Below are 17503 nucleotides of genomic sequence, written 5' to 3' on the forward strand. Positions count from 1 at the left end.
GTCAGACCACCACGTTCACCAGACGACCTGGCACCACGATCACGCGTTTCGGATGAGCGCCTGCGGCCTGGGCCACAAAGGCCTCGCTGGCCAACGCAATGCGCTCGATCTCGGCCTTGTCGGCCTGGGCGGGCACATGGATGGATCCGCGCAGCTTGCCGTTGACCTGCAGCATGAGTTCGATCTCGTCCTGCACCAGGGCGCCGGCATCCACCTGCGGCCAGGGCGCATCGAGCAGGTCGCCCAACGCACCGGCGTAGCCCAGGCCCGTCCACAGGCTGTGGGCGATGTGGGGCGTGGCGGGGTAGAGGCAGCGCAGCAGGATGCCAAAGCCTTCGATCAGCGCCACCTGGGCACCGGCCGAGTCCATGGCCTTGAAATCTTCGAGCGCGTTGATCATCTTCATCGCGCCGGAGACCACGGTGTTGTACTGCATGCGCTGGTAGTCGTAGTCCACCTGCTTGAGCACGTTGTGGATCTCCAGGCGCAGGGCCTTGGCCTCCTTGCCAAACTGCACGTCCTGCAGGCTGCTGGCACCGGCCACGCTGGCCATGGCGGCATCGCGGTCGATGGCGGCGAGCTTGAGGCCGAAGTTCCACACCCGGCGCAGGAAGCGGTAGCTGCCTTCCACCGCAGCGTCGTTCCACTCCAGCGTGGCTTCGGGCGGCGCGGTGAACATGGTGTACAGGCGGGCCGTGTCGGCGCCGTACTTCTCGATCAGGTCCTGCGGGTCCACGCCGTTGTTCTTGGACTTGGACATGGTGCCCACGCCCTCGTAGTCGATGGGCGTGCCCACGGGCAACATGCCGTCGCCGCTGGTGGCTTCGTTCTTGAGCTTGGCACCGATGATCTTGCCGCCTTCATCGAGCACATGCTCCACGTCGTGCGGCCAGAAGTAGTCCTTGCCGCCCTTGGCAGTGCGGCGGCTGTAGATGTGGTTGAGCACCATGCCCTGCGTGAGCAGCTTGGTAAAGGGCTCGTCCACTTTCACCAGCCCCAGGTCACGCATGACCTTGGTCCAGAAGCGGGCGTACAGCAGGTGCAGGATGGCGTGTTCGATACCACCGATGTACTGGTCCATCGGCATCCAGTAGTCGGCACCACCGGCCACCATGGCGTCCGCATTCTTGGGGTCGCAGTACCGCATGAAGTACCACGAGCTGTCCACGAACGTGTCCATGGTGTCCGTCTCGCGGCGGGCAGCCTTGCCACACACGGGGCAGGTCACGCCCGCGTGGAAGCCTTCGTGCTTGTGCAGCGGGTTGCCCGAGCCGTCGGGAATGCAGTCTTGCGGCAGCACCACGGGCAGGTCTTTTTCCGGCACCGGCACGGCGCCGTGCTCGTCGCAGTGGATGATCGGGATCGGTGTGCCCCAGTAGCGCTGGCGGCTCACACCCCAGTCGCGCAGGCGCCAGGTGGTCTTCTTCTCGCCCAGGCCCTTTTGCTCCAGCGCATGGGCCACGGCGTTCACGGCTTCCTTGTACGACAGGCCGCTGAAGCTGTCAGAGTTGATGGTCACGCCGCGCTGCTTGTCGCCGTACCAGTCCTGCCACTGGTGGTAGTTGAACGTTTCGCCGTCCACCAGCACCACCTGCTTGATCTCGATGCCGTACTTGAGGGCGAAGGCAAAGTCGCGCTCGTCGTGCGCGGGCACGCCCATCACGGCGCCGTCGCCATAGCCCATCAGCACGTAATTGCCGACCCAGACCTGCACCTTTTCGTCGGTGAGCGGGTGCGTGACGTACAGGCCCGTGGGCACGCCCTTTTTCTCTTGCGTGGCCAGCTCGGCCTCGGTGGTGCCGCCGGTCTTGCATTCCTCAATGAAGGCTGCAAGCGCCGGGTTGCTCTTGGCGGCGTGCGTGGCCAGAGGGTGCTCTGGCGCCACGGCGCAGAAGGTCACGCCCATGATGGTGTCGGCGCGCGTGGTGAACACGTACATCTTGCCGTCGCCGATCAATGCGCCGTCGTCGCCAGCGATGTCGTGCGTGAATGCAAAGCGCACGCCTTCGCTCTTGCCGATCCAGTTTTCCTGCATCAGCTTGACGCGCTCGGGCCAGCCGGGCAGCTGGTCGCCGGTCACAAAGCCCAGCAGCTCTTCGGCGTAGTCGGTGATCTTGAGGTAGTAACCAGGGATCTCACGCTTCTCGACCACGGCACCGGTGCGCCAGCCCTTGCCGTCAATCACCTGCTCGTTGGCCAGCACGGTCTGGTCCACCGGGTCCCAGTTCACGACCTGGGTCTTGCGGTAGGCGATGCCCTTTTCCAGCATCTTCAAAAACAGCCATTGGTTCCACTTGTAGTACTCAGGGTCGCAGGTGGCGACTTCGCGGCTCCAGTCGATGGCCAGGCCCATGGCCTGCATCTGCTTTTTCATGTACGCGATGTTCTCGTACGTCCACTTGGCCGGGGGCACACCGTTCTTGAGCGCCGCGTTTTCGGCGGGCAGGCCGAAAGCGTCCCAGCCCATGGGCATCAACACGTTGTGGCCGTTCATGCGCAGATAGCGCGTGAGCATGTCGTTGATGGTGTAGTTGCGCACGTGGCCCATGTGCAGCTTGCCGCTGGGGTAGGGCAGCATGGAGCAGGCGTAGAACTTCTTCTTGCTCGTGTCTTCCGTCACGCGGTAGGCGTCGGTGGCGGTCCAGTGGTCGTGCGCCGCGCGTTCGACGTCTTGGGGAGAGTATTTGTCTTGCATGGGGGCTCGGGGGTGAGAGAAGAGTGCAGCCGCAGGGCCGCGCTGCAGGGATTTTAGGCGGTCAGGGGCTGGCGCTGGCGGCCCAGCCGTCCGGGCGCGTCAGCGGGACGGAGCGAGGGGTGCAGGCGACACCGGGTTCGCCGCAGGTTCGGCCACAAATCCGATGCGCTGCAGCCCGGCCAGGTGGGCCGCGCCCATGACTTCGACCACGCGGCCATAGGGCACGGCAGCGTCGGCGCGCAGTTGCACCTCTGTGTCGGGCCGCTCAGCACCAATGCGGCGCAGGCGCTCGGCCAGCGCAGCCTGCGACAGGGGCTGATCATCCAGAAAGGCCTGGCCCGAGGCGTCGACCACCAGCGTGACGAATTGCGGGGCCGTGCCGGGCGTGGCGCCTTCGGTGCGCGGCAGGTCCAGCCGGATGGAGCTGGCCAGGAGCGGCGCCGTGAGGATGAAGATCACCACCAGCACCAGCATCACGTCCACCAGCGGCGTCATGTTGATGTCGCTCATGGGCTGCGGCCCGGTGGTGCGTTCGAGTCTTCCGAAGGCCATGGCGCGGTCAAGCTTTCTGGAGCTCAAGGCCGAGGATCGGCGGGGACAGAGGTGTCGATGACCAGCTCGCGAAGATCGCGCGCAAACCCTTCCAGATCCGCCTCAATGCGCCCGAGCAGGCGGCCAAAAACGTTGTAGGCCAGCACGGCAGGGATCGCCACGGCCAGCCCGGCCGCCGTCATGACCAGGGCCTCGCCCACGGGACCGGAGACGCGGTCAATGGTGATCTGCCCCGCGCCTGCCATGGCGGTGAGCGCATGGTAGATGCCCCACACGGTGCCCAGCAGCCCTACGAACGGCGCCGTGGAGCCCACCGTGGCCAGCAGCACCTGGCCAAACTGCAAGCGCCCCAGTACATCGTGCAGGGCATCGCGCAGCACGCGGGTGAGCCGCTGCGACAGGCTGCCGGCCGTGGCCAGCGTGGGTGGGGTAACGTTGTCGTGATTTGCTATTGAATTTGCAGCAGCCACCAAAGGAAGCACTAGCGCATCCCGGTCGAAAGACTGCAAACGCTGCTGCGCAAGGGCCAGCGACGGCGCCTGCCAGAACGCGGCCGTGCAGCGGGCCACGTCGGCACTGGCACGCCGCATGAGCCGCAGCTTCCACACAATGACCACCCAGCTCGCCACCGACATGGCCAGCAAGACCAGTGCCGCACTTTGCGTGACGGCATCGCCTTGGCGCCACCAGTGGAGCGCGTCCATGGGGTCGGCGGATCAGTGCAAGCCCAGCACGTCGAACATGTCGAACATGCCAGTCTTGTGGGTCGCCAGGAAACGCACGGCGCGCAAGGCGCCCTGCGCATATGTGGCGCGACTGGAGGACTTGTGCGTGATCTCGATGCGCTCGCCGATGCCGGCAAACAGCACGGTGTGGTCACCCACGATGTCGCCGCCCCGGATGGCCGCAAAGCCGATGCTGGAAGGGTCGCGCTCGCCCGTCACGCCTTCGCGGGCGTACACGGCGCAGTCCTTGAGATCGCGGCCCAGGGCTTCGGCAATCACCTCACCCATCTTGAGCGCAGTGCCCGAGGGTGCATCGACCTTGTGGCGGTGGTGGGCTTCGATGATTTCGATGTCGTACCCCGTGGCCATGGCCTTGGCGGCCATTTGCAGCAGCTTGAGCGTGACGTTCACGCCCACGCTCATGTTGGGCGAGAACATGATGGCGGTGCGCTGTGCGTAGGCGTCGAGTTCGGCCTTTTGCGCATCGGTGAAGCCGGTGGTGCCGATGACGGCCTTCACGCCCAGCTGGCTGCACACGGCCAGGTGGGCCAGCGTGCCTTCGGGGCGGGTGAAGTCGATGAGCACCTCGGCGTTCTTGAGGCCTGCCGCCACATCGGCCGTGATGGCCACGCCGCTGGCATAGCCCAGAAAGGCGGTGGCGTCAGAGCCGACCGCGGGGCTGGCGGCCACGTCCAGCGCACCAGCCAGCACGCAGTCGTCGCTGGCGCGGATGGCTTCGATCAACATGCGGCCCATGCGGCCTGAAGCCCCTGCAACGGCTACACGAAGGGGAGATGCCGCGGGAGCCGCAGGCGAGGAAGTCGCGGTCATGAAGAAGTCCTGTTCAATGAAAGGGCAGCCAGCGCACCGGGCTCACTGCCAGAGCCGCAAGGGTCAGCGCGCAGGCGCTTCGAGCGGCGGGTAACTGGTGGTGGCGGGCAATGCCGGGGTCGTGGTCGCGGCGGGCGCGGGGCGCTCCTTGACCGGGTATTTGGCCAGTTGCTCCGGCGTGGCTTCCAGCACCGGCACCTTGCCCTTGGCGTTGTCGCGCGCCCCCAGGGTGGCGACGAATTCGGTCTCGGTCGGCATTTCATCGCCTTCGGAGCGCTCCAGGGCATCACCCTTGAAGAACACGGTCAGCTTGCGGGTCTGGACCTCTTCGCCGGGGCGTTTGAGCGTGAACACGTACTCCCAGCGGTCTGCATGGAACAGGCTGGTGACCAGCGGCGTCCCGAGAATCTCGCGCACCTGCTGGCGGCTCATGCCGGGCTGCAGGGCTTCGACCTGTTCGCGGGACACGAAATTGCCCTGCACCACGTCCACCCGGTAGGGTTTGACGATGTTGGCGATGCGGCTGCTGGCGCCATCCAGACTGCCGCAACCGGTCAGGGCGGCCATGCTGGCACCGATCAACACAACCAGGCCCAGACGGGCGCTGTAACGGGCTTGGACGGGCATGGGTAAAAGGCCAAAGGATATGATCGTCCCATTGTAGCGGCAGCCCCTCCAGCCCCTGGGCCGGTTGCCTGCCCCCGAAAGAGCCAGCCATGACCAATATCGACGAACTCAAAAGCACGGGACTCAAGGCCACACTGCCCCGCCTGAAGATTCTGGAGATTTTCCAGAAGGGTGCGCAGCGCCACATGACGGCCGAAGACGTGTTCCGTGTGCTGCTGGAAGAGCGGTCGGACATCGGCCTAGCCACCGTGTACCGGGTGCTCACGCAGTTCGAGCAGGCCGGCATCCTGATCCGCAGCAACTTCGAGAGCGGCAAGGCGGTGTACGAGCTCAATGAAGGGCAGCACCATGACCACTTCATCTGCACTTCGTGTGGCAAGGTGGAAGAGTTTTACGACCCCGAGATCGAGAAGCGGCAGCATGCCGTGGCCAAGGCCAAGGGCTGGCTGGTGCAGGACCACACCATGGCGCTGTACGGACAGTGCGCGGACTGCGCCAAGAAAGGGTAACTCTCTGAGGCCCGTTGCGCCCGTCCCTCAAGCGCAATAGCTATCAAATACAGAGCAGACTAGCCACCCGTATCGCGCTCCATGGCGCGGCGATGGCGTTCGACAAACTCTTGGTAGGTGTCAATGCCGCGCAGTTGCAGGATGGTGTTGCGCACGGCGGCCTCGACCAGCACGGCGATGTTGCGGCCGGCGACCACCTGGATCACCACCTTGAGCACCGGCACGCCCAACACGTCCTGTGTCAGCGGCTCGTAGGGCAGACGCTCGTAGTCGCGCTCCAGCGTCTCCTTGCGCACCAGATGCACGATGAGCTTGAGGCGCATCTTGCGTCGCACTGCCGTCTCGCCAAAAATGGCACGGATATCGAGCAGGCCGATGCCGCGCACCTCCAGCAGGTTCTGCAGCAGCTCGGGGCACTTGCCCTCAATGGTGGTCTGGTTGATGCGGAACAGGTCCACGGCATCGTCGGCCACCAGGCCGTTGCCACGCGAGATCAGCTCCAGACCCAGCTCGCTCTTGCCCAGACCCGATTCGCCGGTGATCATCACGCCCAGACCCAGAATGTCCATGAACACGCCGTGCATGGTGGTGCGGTCGGCGAAGTGCTTGGACAGGTAAGCGCGCAGCACGTCGATGACAAACGCCGACGACTCGTGCGTGGAGAACATCGGGATTTGCGCGCGCTCACACATCGACACCAGCGCATCGGGTGCGGTCTGGTTGTCGGCCAGCACCAGCACCGGTGGTTCCAGCGTCACGATGCGGGCAATGCGGCGCTTGCAATCGTCGGGGGATGCGTTGCTCAAGTACGCAATCTCGCGCTCGCCCAGGATCTGGACCCGGTAGGGGTGGATGTAGTTGAGGTAGCCGACCAGGTCGGCGCCGGAACGCGCGGAACGCACTGCCACTTCATCGAAGCGGCGCTCGGAGGCCCCCAGGCCCGCCACCCACTCCCACTTCAGCAGGCCACGAAATTCTTCGAAAAGGACGTCGGCACTGACAACATTGGGCTTCACGGCGGTTCAGTCAGTGCAAAGGCGGCGTGGGGAATGTGTGTGCCAGGGCTCAGGCAGCCTGCGTGGACTGCCAGCCTGCAATCATGCCGTGCAGTTCCGTGGCGTCGGTGCAGGCCTTGAGCTTCTCGCGCAAGGCCGAGTCACTGAGCAGCTCGGCGATTTCGGACAGGATTTCCAGGTGCTTCTGGGTGGCCGCCTCGGGCACCAGCAGAAAGATCAGCAGGCCCACCGGCAGCTCGTCCGGCGCATCGAATCCGATGGGGTTGAGCAGCTGGAACACAGCCGCCATCGGCGCCTTGAGGCCCTTGATGCGTCCGTGGGGAATGGCCACGCCATGGCCGAGCCCAGTGGAGCCCAGGCGTTCACGGGCAAACAGACTGTCGGTGATCAGCGCCCGGGAGAGGCCGTGCTGGCTCTCGAACAGCAGACCCGCTTCTTCAAAAGCACGCTTCTTGCTGGTGGCGTCCACGCTCACAAGCACTTGAGCGGAGGGCAGGATGGAGGCGAGTCGGTTCATGGTCAAGGGTAACAATTATGCACATATTGGCGAAAACCCTGAGCGCGGCGCGTCAGGCAACAAAAAAACCGCCCGGGTAGGGGCGGCTGCTGTGCCAGGCTCAGGGCTGGCGCATCAAGCGTGCAGTTCGCGCTTGGCGGCTTCGTGGTGATGGTCTTGCAAACGGTCCTTGTGGCGCACAACCTGACGGTCCATCTTGTCGACCAGTTCGTCCACGGCGGCGTACAGGTCGGCGTGGGAGCTTTCGGCAAACAGGTCGCTGCCCTTGACGTGAATGTTGCATTCCGCTCGCTGTCTCTTTTCCTTTTCCTTTTGCTTCTCTACCGTCAGCAGTACCTTGACATCGACAACTTGGTCAAAATGGCGGGTGATCCGGTCCAGCTTGGTGGTGACGTAGTTGCGCAAGGCGGGAGTAACTTCGAGGTGGTGACCGCTGATCGTCAAGTTCATAAATAAGTCTCCTGTGGCTCTCGGTGGAAAAACGCCGTCCTGGATCAGAGGAGCGGCTCGGCGAACTTGGATGCATCTTTTGTTGACGTCGTGGGTTCACTATGCCCCCGCCCTCCCCGAAATGCAATCCCATACCGCCGCAGGCCGCTGGGTTATGCCCGGCAAGGTGCCAAGCGCCCGAAAAGCGCGCACAATGGGCGGATTGAAGGGGCTGGCCAACGTCAGCACGAGCCCCTTCTTCTTCACCGAGCCGACGGCGTCGCGCCATGCAGCGTGAGACGCCCCACCACCAGCATCGACAGCAGGCTGGCGCTGATGCCCACCAGCGCGGCCACCCAGTAGTTCTGCACCAGCCCCTGCGCATCACGGCTGATGAGGACCCCACCCACAAAAGACGCCACGCCCATCGCCGCCGATTGCACCGAGGCGTTCAGCGTCATGAAGGTTCCCCGCAAGGGCGCATGTGCCGCTGAGGCGATGATGGCCATGCCAGGAATCATGCGGCCACTGACAAAGGTGAACATCAGGGTGGACACCACCAACACCCCCCACAGCGGCAAGCCCTGTACCAGCGTGATGCCGAGAATGCACGGCAGCCCCGCGATCGCCAGCCACCGGAAGGTGGGCACCTTGCCATGCCGGTCGGTCATGCGTCCGAACAGGCGCGCAGTGAACAACGTCACCACCCCGCCGCACAGGTACACCAGCGGCACCTGATCGGCACGCACACCGGCATTGGTCTGCATGTAGATGGTGATGTAAGGGATGACGGTAAAACCCGTAAACATCAGCAACGCCGAGAACAGGAACGCCCACCGGTGGTTGCCATCCGCCAGCACCTGCCGGATACCGCCCAGCACCGACCGACCGCTGGCGGCCTGAACATGCCCCGCCATGGTCGGCAACGTGCGGGCCGCCTGCACAGCCAGCATACCCACCATGGCGGCAATGCCGATGAACGGCAGGTGCCAGCCCCCGTACTGCGCCAGAATCAGCCCCAGGGGCACGCCCGCCACCGTGGAGACGGAAAACGACGTCATCACAATACCCATGGCACGCCCGCGCCGCTCAAAGGGCACCACGTCCGCCACGATGGTCTGCGACAGAGCCGACAGCACGCCGCCAAAAGTGCCCGCAAGAATGCGCGCCACCATCAGCGTGCCATAGGTAGGCGCAAGGCCGCAGGCCAGCGTCGCCAGCCCGAACAGACCATAGAGCACCAGCAGCAGCCGCTTACGCCCAAAGCGGTCGATGTAGGTGGAGGCCAGCAGGCCCGATGCCCCCGCCGACAGCGTGTAGGCCGACACCAGCAAGCCAAACTGCGCGTCCGTGATCGCAAACAGCTGCGTGAGTTGCGGGCCCAGCGGCATCATGATCATGAAGTCCAGGATGTGTGTGAACTGGATGCCGGCCAGCGTCAGCAGCAGCCACAGTTCACGGCGGGGAGAAAGCTCAGGGGTAGAGGAAGACACAGCAAGCGGCCATTAAGGCCTGGTCAGGTTCAGGGCCGCCCAGTGTGCCGCAAGCCTGCGTGGGGCGCGTGACCAACTCCTCAGTGTGGGCCCACGAAAACCGCCGCGCCCCAGACCGGCGCGTAAAATCTATCGGCTGCGCCTAGGCCCTGCCTGCCGCATGCACCTCCCCCCACGTTCTTCGGATTGCCCGCAGCGGACACCCACCGCCCACACCGACACCATGACCCAGCCCAGCTCCACCGCCCTGCACACTTCGGCCCTGACTTCGCTGCCCCTGCTGGCACGCGGCAAGGTGCGCGACAACTACGCCGTGGGCGACGACCGCATCCTGATGGTGGCCAGCGACCGCCTGTCGGCCTTCGACGTGATCATGGGCGAACCCATTCCTGGCAAGGGCGAGTTGCTCACCCAGATGGCCCTGTTCTGGTTCGACAAGCTCGGCCACATCTGCCCCAACCACCTCACCGGCGACGCCCCCGAGAGCGTGGTGAGCCCCGAAGAAGCCCCTCAGATCCGTGGCCGCTCGATGCTGGTGAAGCGCTTGCAGCCCATCCCGGTCGAAGCCGTGGTGCGCGGCTACCTGGCCGGCAGCGGCTGGAAGGAATACCAGGAGTCTCGCTCGGTCTGCGGCGTGCCCCTGCCCGAAGGCCTGACCAACGCCGCCAAGCTGCCCGAGCCCATCTACACGCCCGCCGCCAAGGCTGCCATGGGCGAGCACGATGAGAACATCACGTTCGAACGCACGGTGGAGATGATTGGCCTGGACTTGGCCACGCGCATCCGCGACCTGAGCATTGCCATCTACAAAGCGGCTGCCGAGATCGCCCTGGCCAAGGGCATGATCATTGCCGACACCAAATTTGAATTCGGCTTGGCCCCTGACGGCACGCTGGTGCTGATGGACGAGGTGCTCACGCCCGACAGCTCCCGCTACTGGCCGGTGGAAGGTTATGCCGAAGCCCTGGCCAAGGGCGAGAACCCCCCTAGCTACGACAAGCAGTTTGTGCGGGATTGGCTGGAGCAGGCCCAGGTCAACGGCAAGCCCTGGGACAAGACAGCGCCCTCGCCCCGCCTGCCCCAGGCAGTGATCGAGAAGACAGCCGCAAAGTACCGCGAGGCGCTGGAGCGGCTGACAAGCTGATTAGAGCCATCACCCACGTCGGTTCACGAAAGAAAAGGCCCCTAACGGGCCTTTTTCTTTGGGGGGATGGGCCCTCAGCTCAGCACCACACTGGATAACCGTCGGCGGTACGTGGCCACCACCGGGTCTTCGGGCGGGATCTGGCCCTCGGCGACCTTGGGCTTGGGAGCCTCGATCAGTTCGAGGATGGCAACATAGGTCTTGCGGGCGATCTCTTCGCTCCAGGCCTTGTCGCGCATGAGGATTTCGAGCAGCTCGTCCATGGCGTCGGTCCAGCGCTGCTGGGTGATGAGCCAGCGGGCGCGGGCATAGCGGGTGTCGAAATCCCGTTTGTTGGCTGCGATTTTTGCTTCGAATCCGGCCTCAGCGGAGGCGTCGTATGCGCCAGACGCTACAAAATCCAGAGCATCCATCCAGGCCTTGAGGGCGCCCAGCTTGCGCGACATGGCGGCCTTGGCGATCACGGGCGCAAACGCCACCTTGGCATCGTCCTCGCGCCCCAGCTGCAGCAGCAGCTTGACGTAGTCAAAGCGCGCGTCATCGTTGGCGGGGTCGGTCACAACGGCATGCTGCAGCTTCTCCAGCGCGGTGCCGGTGTCGCCTTCTGCCAGGGCTTCCTGCGCCTCTTCTTCCTCGGCCTCGGCCACCATTTCTTCGGCGGTGGGTACATGCTTGTCGAGGAAGGCACGCACCTGGCCTTCGGGCAAGGCGCCCATGAAGCCGTCCACAGGCTGGCCATTCATCAACAGCACACAGGTGGGGATGCTGCGGATGCCGAACATGCCCGCCAGCTGCTGCTCCTGGTCGGAGTCGATCTTGGCGAGCTTGAAGCGGCCGGCGTATTCCGTCTCCAGTTTCTCCAGCACCGGCCCCAGGGACTTGCAGGGGCCACACCAGGGCGCCCAGAAGTCCACCAGCACGGGCACATTCATCGAGGCGGCAACCACCTCGGCTTCAAAGTTCTCTACGGTGACGTCAATCATGATGTGTGGGGCTTAGAGTGGAGCGGTTTCCGCGCTATTTTGGCCCATCGAAACAGCCCCACACCTGCCAGGGGGGCGCAAAAAGTAAAATCGCGGGTTCCACCTACAGCGGCTGGGCAGACAAAGCCTGCCCGCCAGCACCCTCCACACCATGAAACCCATCCAGATCGGCGTGGTCATGGGTTCCAGCAGCGACTGGGACACCATGCAGCATGCAGTGCAAATCCTTGAACAGTTCGGCATCGCGCACGAGGCCCGCGTGGTGTCGGCACACCGCATGCCCGATGACATGTTTGCCTACGCCGAGGCCGCCGCCAGCCGGGGGCTGAAGGCCATCATCGCCGGGGCCGGCGGCGCCGCCCACCTGCCCGGCATGATTGCTGCCAAGACCCCTGTGCCCGTGCTGGGCGTGCCCGTGGCCAGCCGCCACCTGCAGGGTGTGGACTCGCTGCACAGCATTGTGCAAATGCCCAAGGGCATCCCGGTGGCGACGTTTGCCATCGGCACCGCTGGTGCGGCCAACGCGGCCCTGTTTGCCGTGGCCCTGCTGGCCAACGAGAGCCCCGAACTGCGCCAGCGCCTGGAAGCCTTCCGCGCCGAGCAGACGGAAGTGGCCCGCAACATGACCCTGCCGCCCGCCGCATGACCGCCAGTGACCTGAAGCCTTTGCTCCCTGGTGCAACCCTGGGCGTGCTGGGCGGCGGCCAGCTGGGCCGCATGTTCGTGCACCAGGCGCAGGCCATGGGCTACTTTACGGCCGTGCTTGATGCCGACCCGACCAGTCCCGCCGGGTTGGTGAGCCACCACCACATCCAGACGGGCTACGAAGACCCGCAGGGCCTGGCCGAGCTGGCCCGCCTGTCAGATGCGGTAACCACCGAGTTCGAGAACGTACCCGCCGCTGCACTGGCCGCCCTGGCCACGCAACGCCCCGTGTCGCCCGCGGCCAGCGCTGTGTCGGTGGCGCAAGACCGTGCGCGCGAGAAGGCGCACTTTGTGGCCTGCGGCGTGCCCTGCGCGCCGTATGCGGTGATCGAAACGGCAGAACAACTAGCCGCTGTATCGCCCGACCTGCTGCCAGGCATTCTGAAAACGGCCCGTATGGGCTACGACGGCAAAGGCCAAGTGCGCGTGAAGACGCCCGCCGAGCTGGCTGCCGCGTGGGAGTCTGTCGGCAAAGTGCCTTGCGTGCTGGAAAAGATGCTGCCGCTGCAGCTGGAATGCTCCGTCATCGTGGCGCGCGGTGCCGATGGGGCCATGGTGCACCTGCCCGTGCAGCGCAACCTGCACCGCGACGGCATCCTGGCTGTGACCGAGGTTTATGAGGGAAATCTGCCGCAAGCGCTAGTGGATCAAGCGGTGAATGCTGCGAAATCTGTAGCAAAAGGCCTGCAGTACGTGGGTGTGCTGTGCGTGGAGTTCTTTGTGCTGCAGGACGGGAGCCTCGTGGTCAACGAGATCGCCCCGCGCCCGCACAACAGCGGCCACTACAGCCAGAACGCCTGCGACGTGTCGCAGTTCGAGCTGCAGGTGCGCACCATGGCCCGCCTGCCGCTGACGCAGCCTCGCCAGCACAGCCCCGCCGTCATGCTGAATCTGCTGGGGGACTTGTGGTTTGCCCACGGCGAGGCGGCGCAGACCCCACCTTGGGCCCAGGTACTGGCCCTGCCCGGCACCCACCTGCACCTGTACGGCAAGCGCGACGCCAAGCGCGGCCGCAAGATGGGGCACCTGAACATCACCGCCGCCTCCCCTGAGGCGGCGCGCGCCACGGCCCTGCAGGCCGCAGCGCTGCTGGGCATCGAGCCCTTCTGAGCCGGGCTGTTTCCATGATCCTTGACGGCAACGACCCCCAGGCCATCGCCGCCGCGGCACGCGCGGTGCGCAGCGGCGCCCTGCTCGGCCTGCCCACCGAAACGGTGTATGGCCTCGCGGCCGATGCCAGCAGTGATACCGCCGTGGCGCAGATCTTTGCCGCCAAGGGGCGGCCCAGCGACCACCCGCTGATCGTGCATGTGGCCAATGCCGAGGGCATTGCGCACTTCGCCAGCCGAGTGCCCGACTTTGCGCAAAAGCTGGTCGATGCCTTCTGGCCCGGCCCGCTCACGCTCATCCTGCCGCGCCTTCCTGGCGTGGCCACCGCCGCCACCGGCGGGCAGGACAGCGTGGGGCTGCGCTGCCCCGCACACCCCGTAGCCCACGCCCTGCTGCTGGCCTGCGCGGCCCCCAGCGATGGCGACGAAGCCGGTGGCCCGCCCGTCTGGGGCGTGGCGGCCCCCAGCGCCAATCGTTTTGGCCGCGTGAGCCCCACCACCGCCCAGCACGTGCAGGACGAGCTGGGCGACGACCTGCTGGTGCTGGACGGCGGGCCCTGCGACGTGGGCATTGAAAGCACCATCGTGGACTGCACGCGCGGTGTGCCAGTGCTGCTGCGGCCCGGCGCCATCACGCGGGCTCAGATTGCAGCGGCCTGCGGCATCGCCCCCCTGTCCAAGGAAGACCTGCCCACGGCCACGCCCCGCGCCTCGGGCACGCTGGAAGCCCACTACGCGCCCAGCGCCAAAGTGCGGCTGATGGATGCCAAGGCGCTGCAGACAAGCCTGGATGTGCTGGGGGCCGACGCGGCCCACATCGCGGTCTACGCCCGCGCCGCCTTGCGCACCCAGTCGTCCAAGCTGGTCATGCGGCGCATGCCCGATGACGCAGCGGCCACGGCACAGCAGCTCTTCGCCGTGCTGCGCAGTTTTGACGACGAAGGCGTGAAGCTGATCTGGATCGAGACCCCGCCCGCCAGCCCCGATTGGGAAGGCGTGCGCGACCGCCTGCAGCGCGCATCCGCCGCCTGAGCCTGCGCGATGGCGCCGCTTTACATCCGTTGACTTTGCGTCGTTAAACTACCCCCCACTTTTCTGGAGAAATACATGGCAGCAAATTGGATGCGCCGCACCCTCATGGTCGCCGCATGTGCGTCGGCCGCGTTGCTCGCGGCCTGCGGTTCCAGCACCACCGAATCGGCCATCACGCCCCAGCGCTTCATTGCGTTCGGCGACGCCATGAACGATGTGGGGCAAAACGGCTCGCGCTACACAGTCAATGACGGCAGCGTCAACAACTGGACCCTGCAGGTGGTGGCCAACTACGGCAAATCGCTCACCCCGGTCTCTGCAGGCGGCCTGAGCTACGCCACCGGCAATGCCCGCGTCAGTGCCAAACCCGATGCGGCCGGCAATGCCAGCACCCGCACCGTCACCGAACAGATCGACGCCTTCCTGGCCAGCGGCAGCTTTGCAGCCACTGATGTGGTGATGGTGAGCGGCGGTGTCAGCGACGTGATCGCCGGCATGGCCGCTGTGAACGCAGGCACCCTGACCCAGGACGCCATGGTGGCCGCCGCCCGCAAGGCCGGTGAGGACCTCGCGGCCCAGGTGCGCCGCCTGGTGACGGCGGGCGCCAAGTACGTGGTGGTGACCGGCACCTACGACCTGAGCAAGACCCCCTGGGCCAAGACCATCGGCCGCGAAGCCCTGCTGAGCAACGCCAGCAGCCGCTTCAACGAAGGCCTGCTGGTCGGCATCGTGGACCTGGGCGCCAACGTGCTGTACGTGGACTCGGCCTACTACGTGAACCTGTACACCAGCGTGCCGGGCAACTATGGCTTCAACAACTCCACGGCGGCAGTGTGCACGTCGGTGGACGCGAACAACGGTATCGGCATCGGCGCGGGCCAGGTCAATTCGGCCCTGTGCACGTCGTCCACGCTGCTGTCGGGTGCCAATGTCACCTCGTTCGTGTTTGCCGACAGCGTGTACCTCACGCCATCGGCCCAGCGCCAGTTTGGCACCTACGCCTACGACCGCCTGCGCGCACGCTGGTAAGCCGGCGCGCTCCGCCCAGCAAAAAGCCGCCCACTGGGCGGCTTTTTTGTGGGCCATGACCCGTCCTGCCTGGCGTTGACACGAGGACCTTTCAAAAAGGGTATGTGTCATGGAATCAAGTGTCAAACGCACGCAGCGCGACTACACACTGGCCTTTAAGTTGGCGGTGGTGGAGCAGGTGGAAAAAGGCGAGCTCACGTACAAACAGGCGCAGCAGCACTACGGCATCCAGGGTCGCTCGACGGTTCTGGTCTGGCTGCGCAAGCACGGTCGCCTGGGCTGGAGTCCTGCGGCATCATCTGCATCATGCCGCTAGACAAGACCAAAGGACCGCACGCCCGAGCAGCAGATCAAGGCGCTGCAGGTGCAGCTCGCACAGGCGCAGGAGAAGGCCAGGCTATTCGAAGCCGTCATCGACGTGCTGCGCAAGGACTATGGGGTGCGCATCGTAAAAAAGCCTTTGGGCAAGTCCTCGCGCAAAACCTCATCGCAGGGTTGAGCGTGAAGAGGGCTTGCCAGCATATGGGCCACAGCCGTCAGGCGTATTACCAGGGTAGGCGCCGCGAGGCCGATCGCTTGGCGAATGCGCAGACGGTGGTGGAGTTGGTGCGCGAGCAGCGCATGCGCCAACCACGCATAGGCACGCGCAAGCTGCACCACTTATTGCAGGAGCCGCTACAGCGCCGAGGCATCGACTTGGGCCGCGATGCAATGTTCGACGTCCTGCGCAATGCCAGGCTGCTGGTGGCACCCCGGCGGGCGTATCACAAGACAACAGACAGTCACCACCGCTTCAGGCACCATCCGAACCTTCTCAAGGTAGGGCCGCAACAGATCCACGCCAGCGGCAGCGAGCAGGTCTGGGTGGCTGACATCACCTACTTGCCCACACACGGCAAGTTCGTCTATCTGAGCCTGGTCACGGATGCGTATTCCAGGAAGATCGTCGGCTGGCACGTGCATGAGAGCCTGCAGACCGAAGAGGTGGCGCAGGCCATGAAGATGGCGCTCTCGGGGCGACAGAGCAGCCGACAGTTGGTGCACCACTCCGACAGGGGTATCCAGTACTGCGCGACGTACTACCAGGCCCTGCACAAGCGCCACGGCGTGATCTGCTCGATGACGGACGGCTACGACTGCTACCAGAACGCGCTGGCCGAGCGGGTCAATGGCATCTTGAAGAGTGAGTTCTTGCTGCAGCGCCCCGCCGATCTGGGGCAGGCCAGACGCATGGTCGAGCAGTCAGTCGACATCTATAACTGCGAGCGACCGCATCTGTCGCTGAAAATGCAAACGCCCGATGCAGTGCATCGGGCGTCATTGGCCGGATAGTCCGGCTGGAGTTTTTAACCGTCCTGGGTGTCAACGCTATTCAGGACGGGTCACCATCGATCTGCCCCGGATGAAGATCAGAACCGATACACCACGCCCAGCGCCACCACGTTGGGGTTGAGCTTGACGTCGATGGTCTGGCCCGTGGACAGGGTGTTGCGGGTCTTCACAAAGGTCTTGTAATACGCCAAGTCCAGCGACCACTGGTCGTTGAGCGCAATGCTCACACCCACCTGCGGCGTGAGGCCAAACCGGGATTCAGCGCTCAGCGTGGTGGGACGCGAAGGGCTGCCGCCGGTGAGCCCCGTCAGCGCTGCGGTGCCGCGCTCCTTGAAGAACTTGGCGTAAGTCACGCCCAGGCCCACGTAGGGGCGCACCCGCGCATTGGCCTCCAGAAAGCGGTACTGCGCGAACACGGTCATGGGCAGCACCTTGACCTCGCCGATCTTGCCCACGCCGGCGATGGCTCCGGCGCCCATGATGTTGTGCTTGAAAGGCAGGGCCAGGGGCACGTCCACCGCCCAGTGGTCGGTGAGCATGTAGGTGATACCGCCAGCCAGCTGGGTGTCGGCATGCACGTCCACCTTGGTGCCCGTGAAGCTGGGCGCGGACAGGTCGCCACTGGTGACCTGGGGCGCGATTTGCGTGGCGCCCGCGCGCACCAGCCAGCTGCCAGCGGTCTGGGCCTGCGCGCCGCCGGACAGGGTGAGCGCCAGTGCAGCCACAGCGCCAGCCAGGGAAGGGGTGATGGTTTTGTTTTGCATGGTGTATGAAC

The 17503-nt window shown here is 65.1% G+C and carries 17 protein-coding genes and 1 pseudogene; 7 read left to right on the forward strand and 11 right to left on the reverse strand.

The window, feature by feature from the left end:
- Nucleotide 1: 1 nt before the first annotated feature.
- The 5 genes from leuS to C380_RS22430 form a co-directional block, all read right to left on the reverse strand.
- Complete coding sequence (gene leuS / locus C380_RS22410) at nucleotides 2-2695, reverse strand: leucine--tRNA ligase (RefSeq protein ID WP_015016123.1); 2694 nt, start codon at nucleotides 2693-2695, stop codon at nucleotides 2-4.
- Between the two features lie 99 nt (nucleotides 2696-2794).
- Nucleotides 2795-3247: a biopolymer transporter ExbD gene (locus tag C380_RS22415; protein WP_015016124.1), complete on the reverse strand. Its 453-nt coding sequence runs from the start codon at nucleotides 3245-3247 to the stop codon at nucleotides 2795-2797.
- Nucleotides 3248-3270: 23 nt separating this feature from the next.
- Nucleotides 3271-3951: a MotA/TolQ/ExbB proton channel family protein gene (locus C380_RS22420; protein ID WP_015016125.1), complete on the reverse strand. Its 681-nt coding sequence runs from the start codon at nucleotides 3949-3951 to the stop codon at nucleotides 3271-3273.
- A gap of 12 nt (nucleotides 3952-3963) precedes the next feature.
- A complete protein-coding gene (gene dapB, locus C380_RS22425) occupies nucleotides 3964-4803 on the reverse strand; it encodes a 4-hydroxy-tetrahydrodipicolinate reductase (RefSeq protein WP_083871639.1) in 840 nt (279 codons plus the stop codon).
- A gap of 63 nt (nucleotides 4804-4866) precedes the next feature.
- On the reverse strand, nucleotides 4867-5430 hold the full coding sequence (locus C380_RS22430) for an outer membrane protein assembly factor BamE (protein ID WP_015016127.1): 564 nt from the start codon (nucleotides 5428-5430) through the stop codon (nucleotides 4867-4869).
- Nucleotides 5431-5519: 89 nt separating this feature from the next.
- On the opposite strand from C380_RS22430, the gene fur reads away from it, so the two are divergent.
- Nucleotides 5520-5939, forward strand: coding sequence for a ferric iron uptake transcriptional regulator (fur, locus tag C380_RS22435; RefSeq protein ID WP_015016128.1), 420 nt, complete (start codon nucleotides 5520-5522; stop codon nucleotides 5937-5939).
- 59 nt (nucleotides 5940-5998) lie between these two features.
- Here the strand turns inward: fur and hprK are convergent, their stop codons facing one another.
- From hprK to C380_RS22455, 4 genes are all read right to left on the reverse strand, one after another.
- Nucleotides 5999-6955, reverse strand: a complete 957-nt coding sequence (gene hprK, locus C380_RS22440; RefSeq protein WP_015016129.1) for an HPr(Ser) kinase/phosphatase — start codon at nucleotides 6953-6955, stop codon at nucleotides 5999-6001.
- Nucleotides 6956-7004: 49 nt separating this feature from the next.
- Complete coding sequence (locus tag C380_RS22445; RefSeq protein ID WP_015016130.1) at nucleotides 7005-7472, reverse strand: PTS sugar transporter subunit IIA; 468 nt, start codon at nucleotides 7470-7472, stop codon at nucleotides 7005-7007.
- A gap of 114 nt (nucleotides 7473-7586) precedes the next feature.
- Nucleotides 7587-7922 (reverse strand): ribosome hibernation-promoting factor, HPF/YfiA family, encoded by a 336-nt coding sequence (gene hpf / locus C380_RS22450; protein WP_015016131.1) that lies wholly within the window; start codon nucleotides 7920-7922, stop codon nucleotides 7587-7589.
- 242 nt (nucleotides 7923-8164) lie between these two features.
- Entirely contained in the window at nucleotides 8165-9394 is a 1230-nt protein-coding gene (locus C380_RS22455) for an MFS transporter (protein WP_015016132.1), read from the reverse strand.
- A gap of 223 nt (nucleotides 9395-9617) precedes the next feature.
- Here C380_RS22455 and C380_RS22460 point away from each other — a divergent pair, with 223 nt between their 5' ends.
- Nucleotides 9618-10538 (forward strand): phosphoribosylaminoimidazolesuccinocarboxamide synthase, encoded by a 921-nt coding sequence (locus C380_RS22460; protein WP_015016133.1) that lies wholly within the window; start codon nucleotides 9618-9620, stop codon nucleotides 10536-10538.
- A gap of 74 nt (nucleotides 10539-10612) precedes the next feature.
- On the opposite strand, the gene trxA is transcribed toward C380_RS22460, so the two are convergent.
- Nucleotides 10613-11521, reverse strand: a complete 909-nt coding sequence (gene trxA, locus C380_RS22465) for a thioredoxin (RefSeq protein WP_015016134.1) — start codon at nucleotides 11519-11521, stop codon at nucleotides 10613-10615.
- A 151-nt stretch (nucleotides 11522-11672) separates the two neighbouring features.
- On the opposite strand from trxA, the gene purE reads away from it, so the two are divergent.
- The 5 genes and pseudogenes from purE to C380_RS22495 all read left to right on the forward strand — a co-directional run bounded on the left by purE (nucleotide 11673) and on the right by C380_RS22495 (nucleotide 16728).
- Complete coding sequence (gene purE, locus C380_RS22470; RefSeq protein ID WP_015016135.1) at nucleotides 11673-12167, forward strand: 5-(carboxyamino)imidazole ribonucleotide mutase; 495 nt, start codon at nucleotides 11673-11675, stop codon at nucleotides 12165-12167.
- Nucleotides 12164-13336, forward strand: a complete 1173-nt coding sequence (locus C380_RS22475) for a 5-(carboxyamino)imidazole ribonucleotide synthase (protein WP_015016136.1) — start codon at nucleotides 12164-12166, stop codon at nucleotides 13334-13336. The genes purE and C380_RS22475 overlap by 4 nt, the downstream gene beginning before the upstream one ends.
- A 14-nt stretch (nucleotides 13337-13350) precedes the next feature.
- Nucleotides 13351-14367 (forward strand): L-threonylcarbamoyladenylate synthase, encoded by a 1017-nt coding sequence (locus C380_RS22480; RefSeq protein ID WP_015016137.1) that lies wholly within the window; start codon nucleotides 13351-13353, stop codon nucleotides 14365-14367.
- 75 nt (nucleotides 14368-14442) lie between these two features.
- Nucleotides 14443-15396, forward strand: a complete 954-nt coding sequence (locus tag C380_RS22485) for an SGNH/GDSL hydrolase family protein (RefSeq protein WP_015016138.1) — start codon at nucleotides 14443-14445, stop codon at nucleotides 15394-15396.
- Nucleotides 15397-15505: 109 nt separating this feature from the next.
- Nucleotides 15506-16728 (forward strand): annotated as a pseudogene (locus C380_RS22495) (IS3 family transposase).
- 77 nt (nucleotides 16729-16805) lie between these two features.
- Here C380_RS22495 and C380_RS22500 read toward each other — a convergent pair.
- Entirely contained in the window at nucleotides 16806-17492 is a 687-nt protein-coding gene (locus tag C380_RS22500) for an OmpW family protein (protein ID WP_015016139.1), read from the reverse strand.
- Nucleotides 17493-17503: the final 11 nt, after the last annotated feature.

It is taken from the genome of Acidovorax sp. KKS102 (assembly GCF_000302535.1).
Taxonomy (GTDB): Bacteria; Pseudomonadota; Gammaproteobacteria; order Burkholderiales; family Burkholderiaceae_C; genus Acidovorax.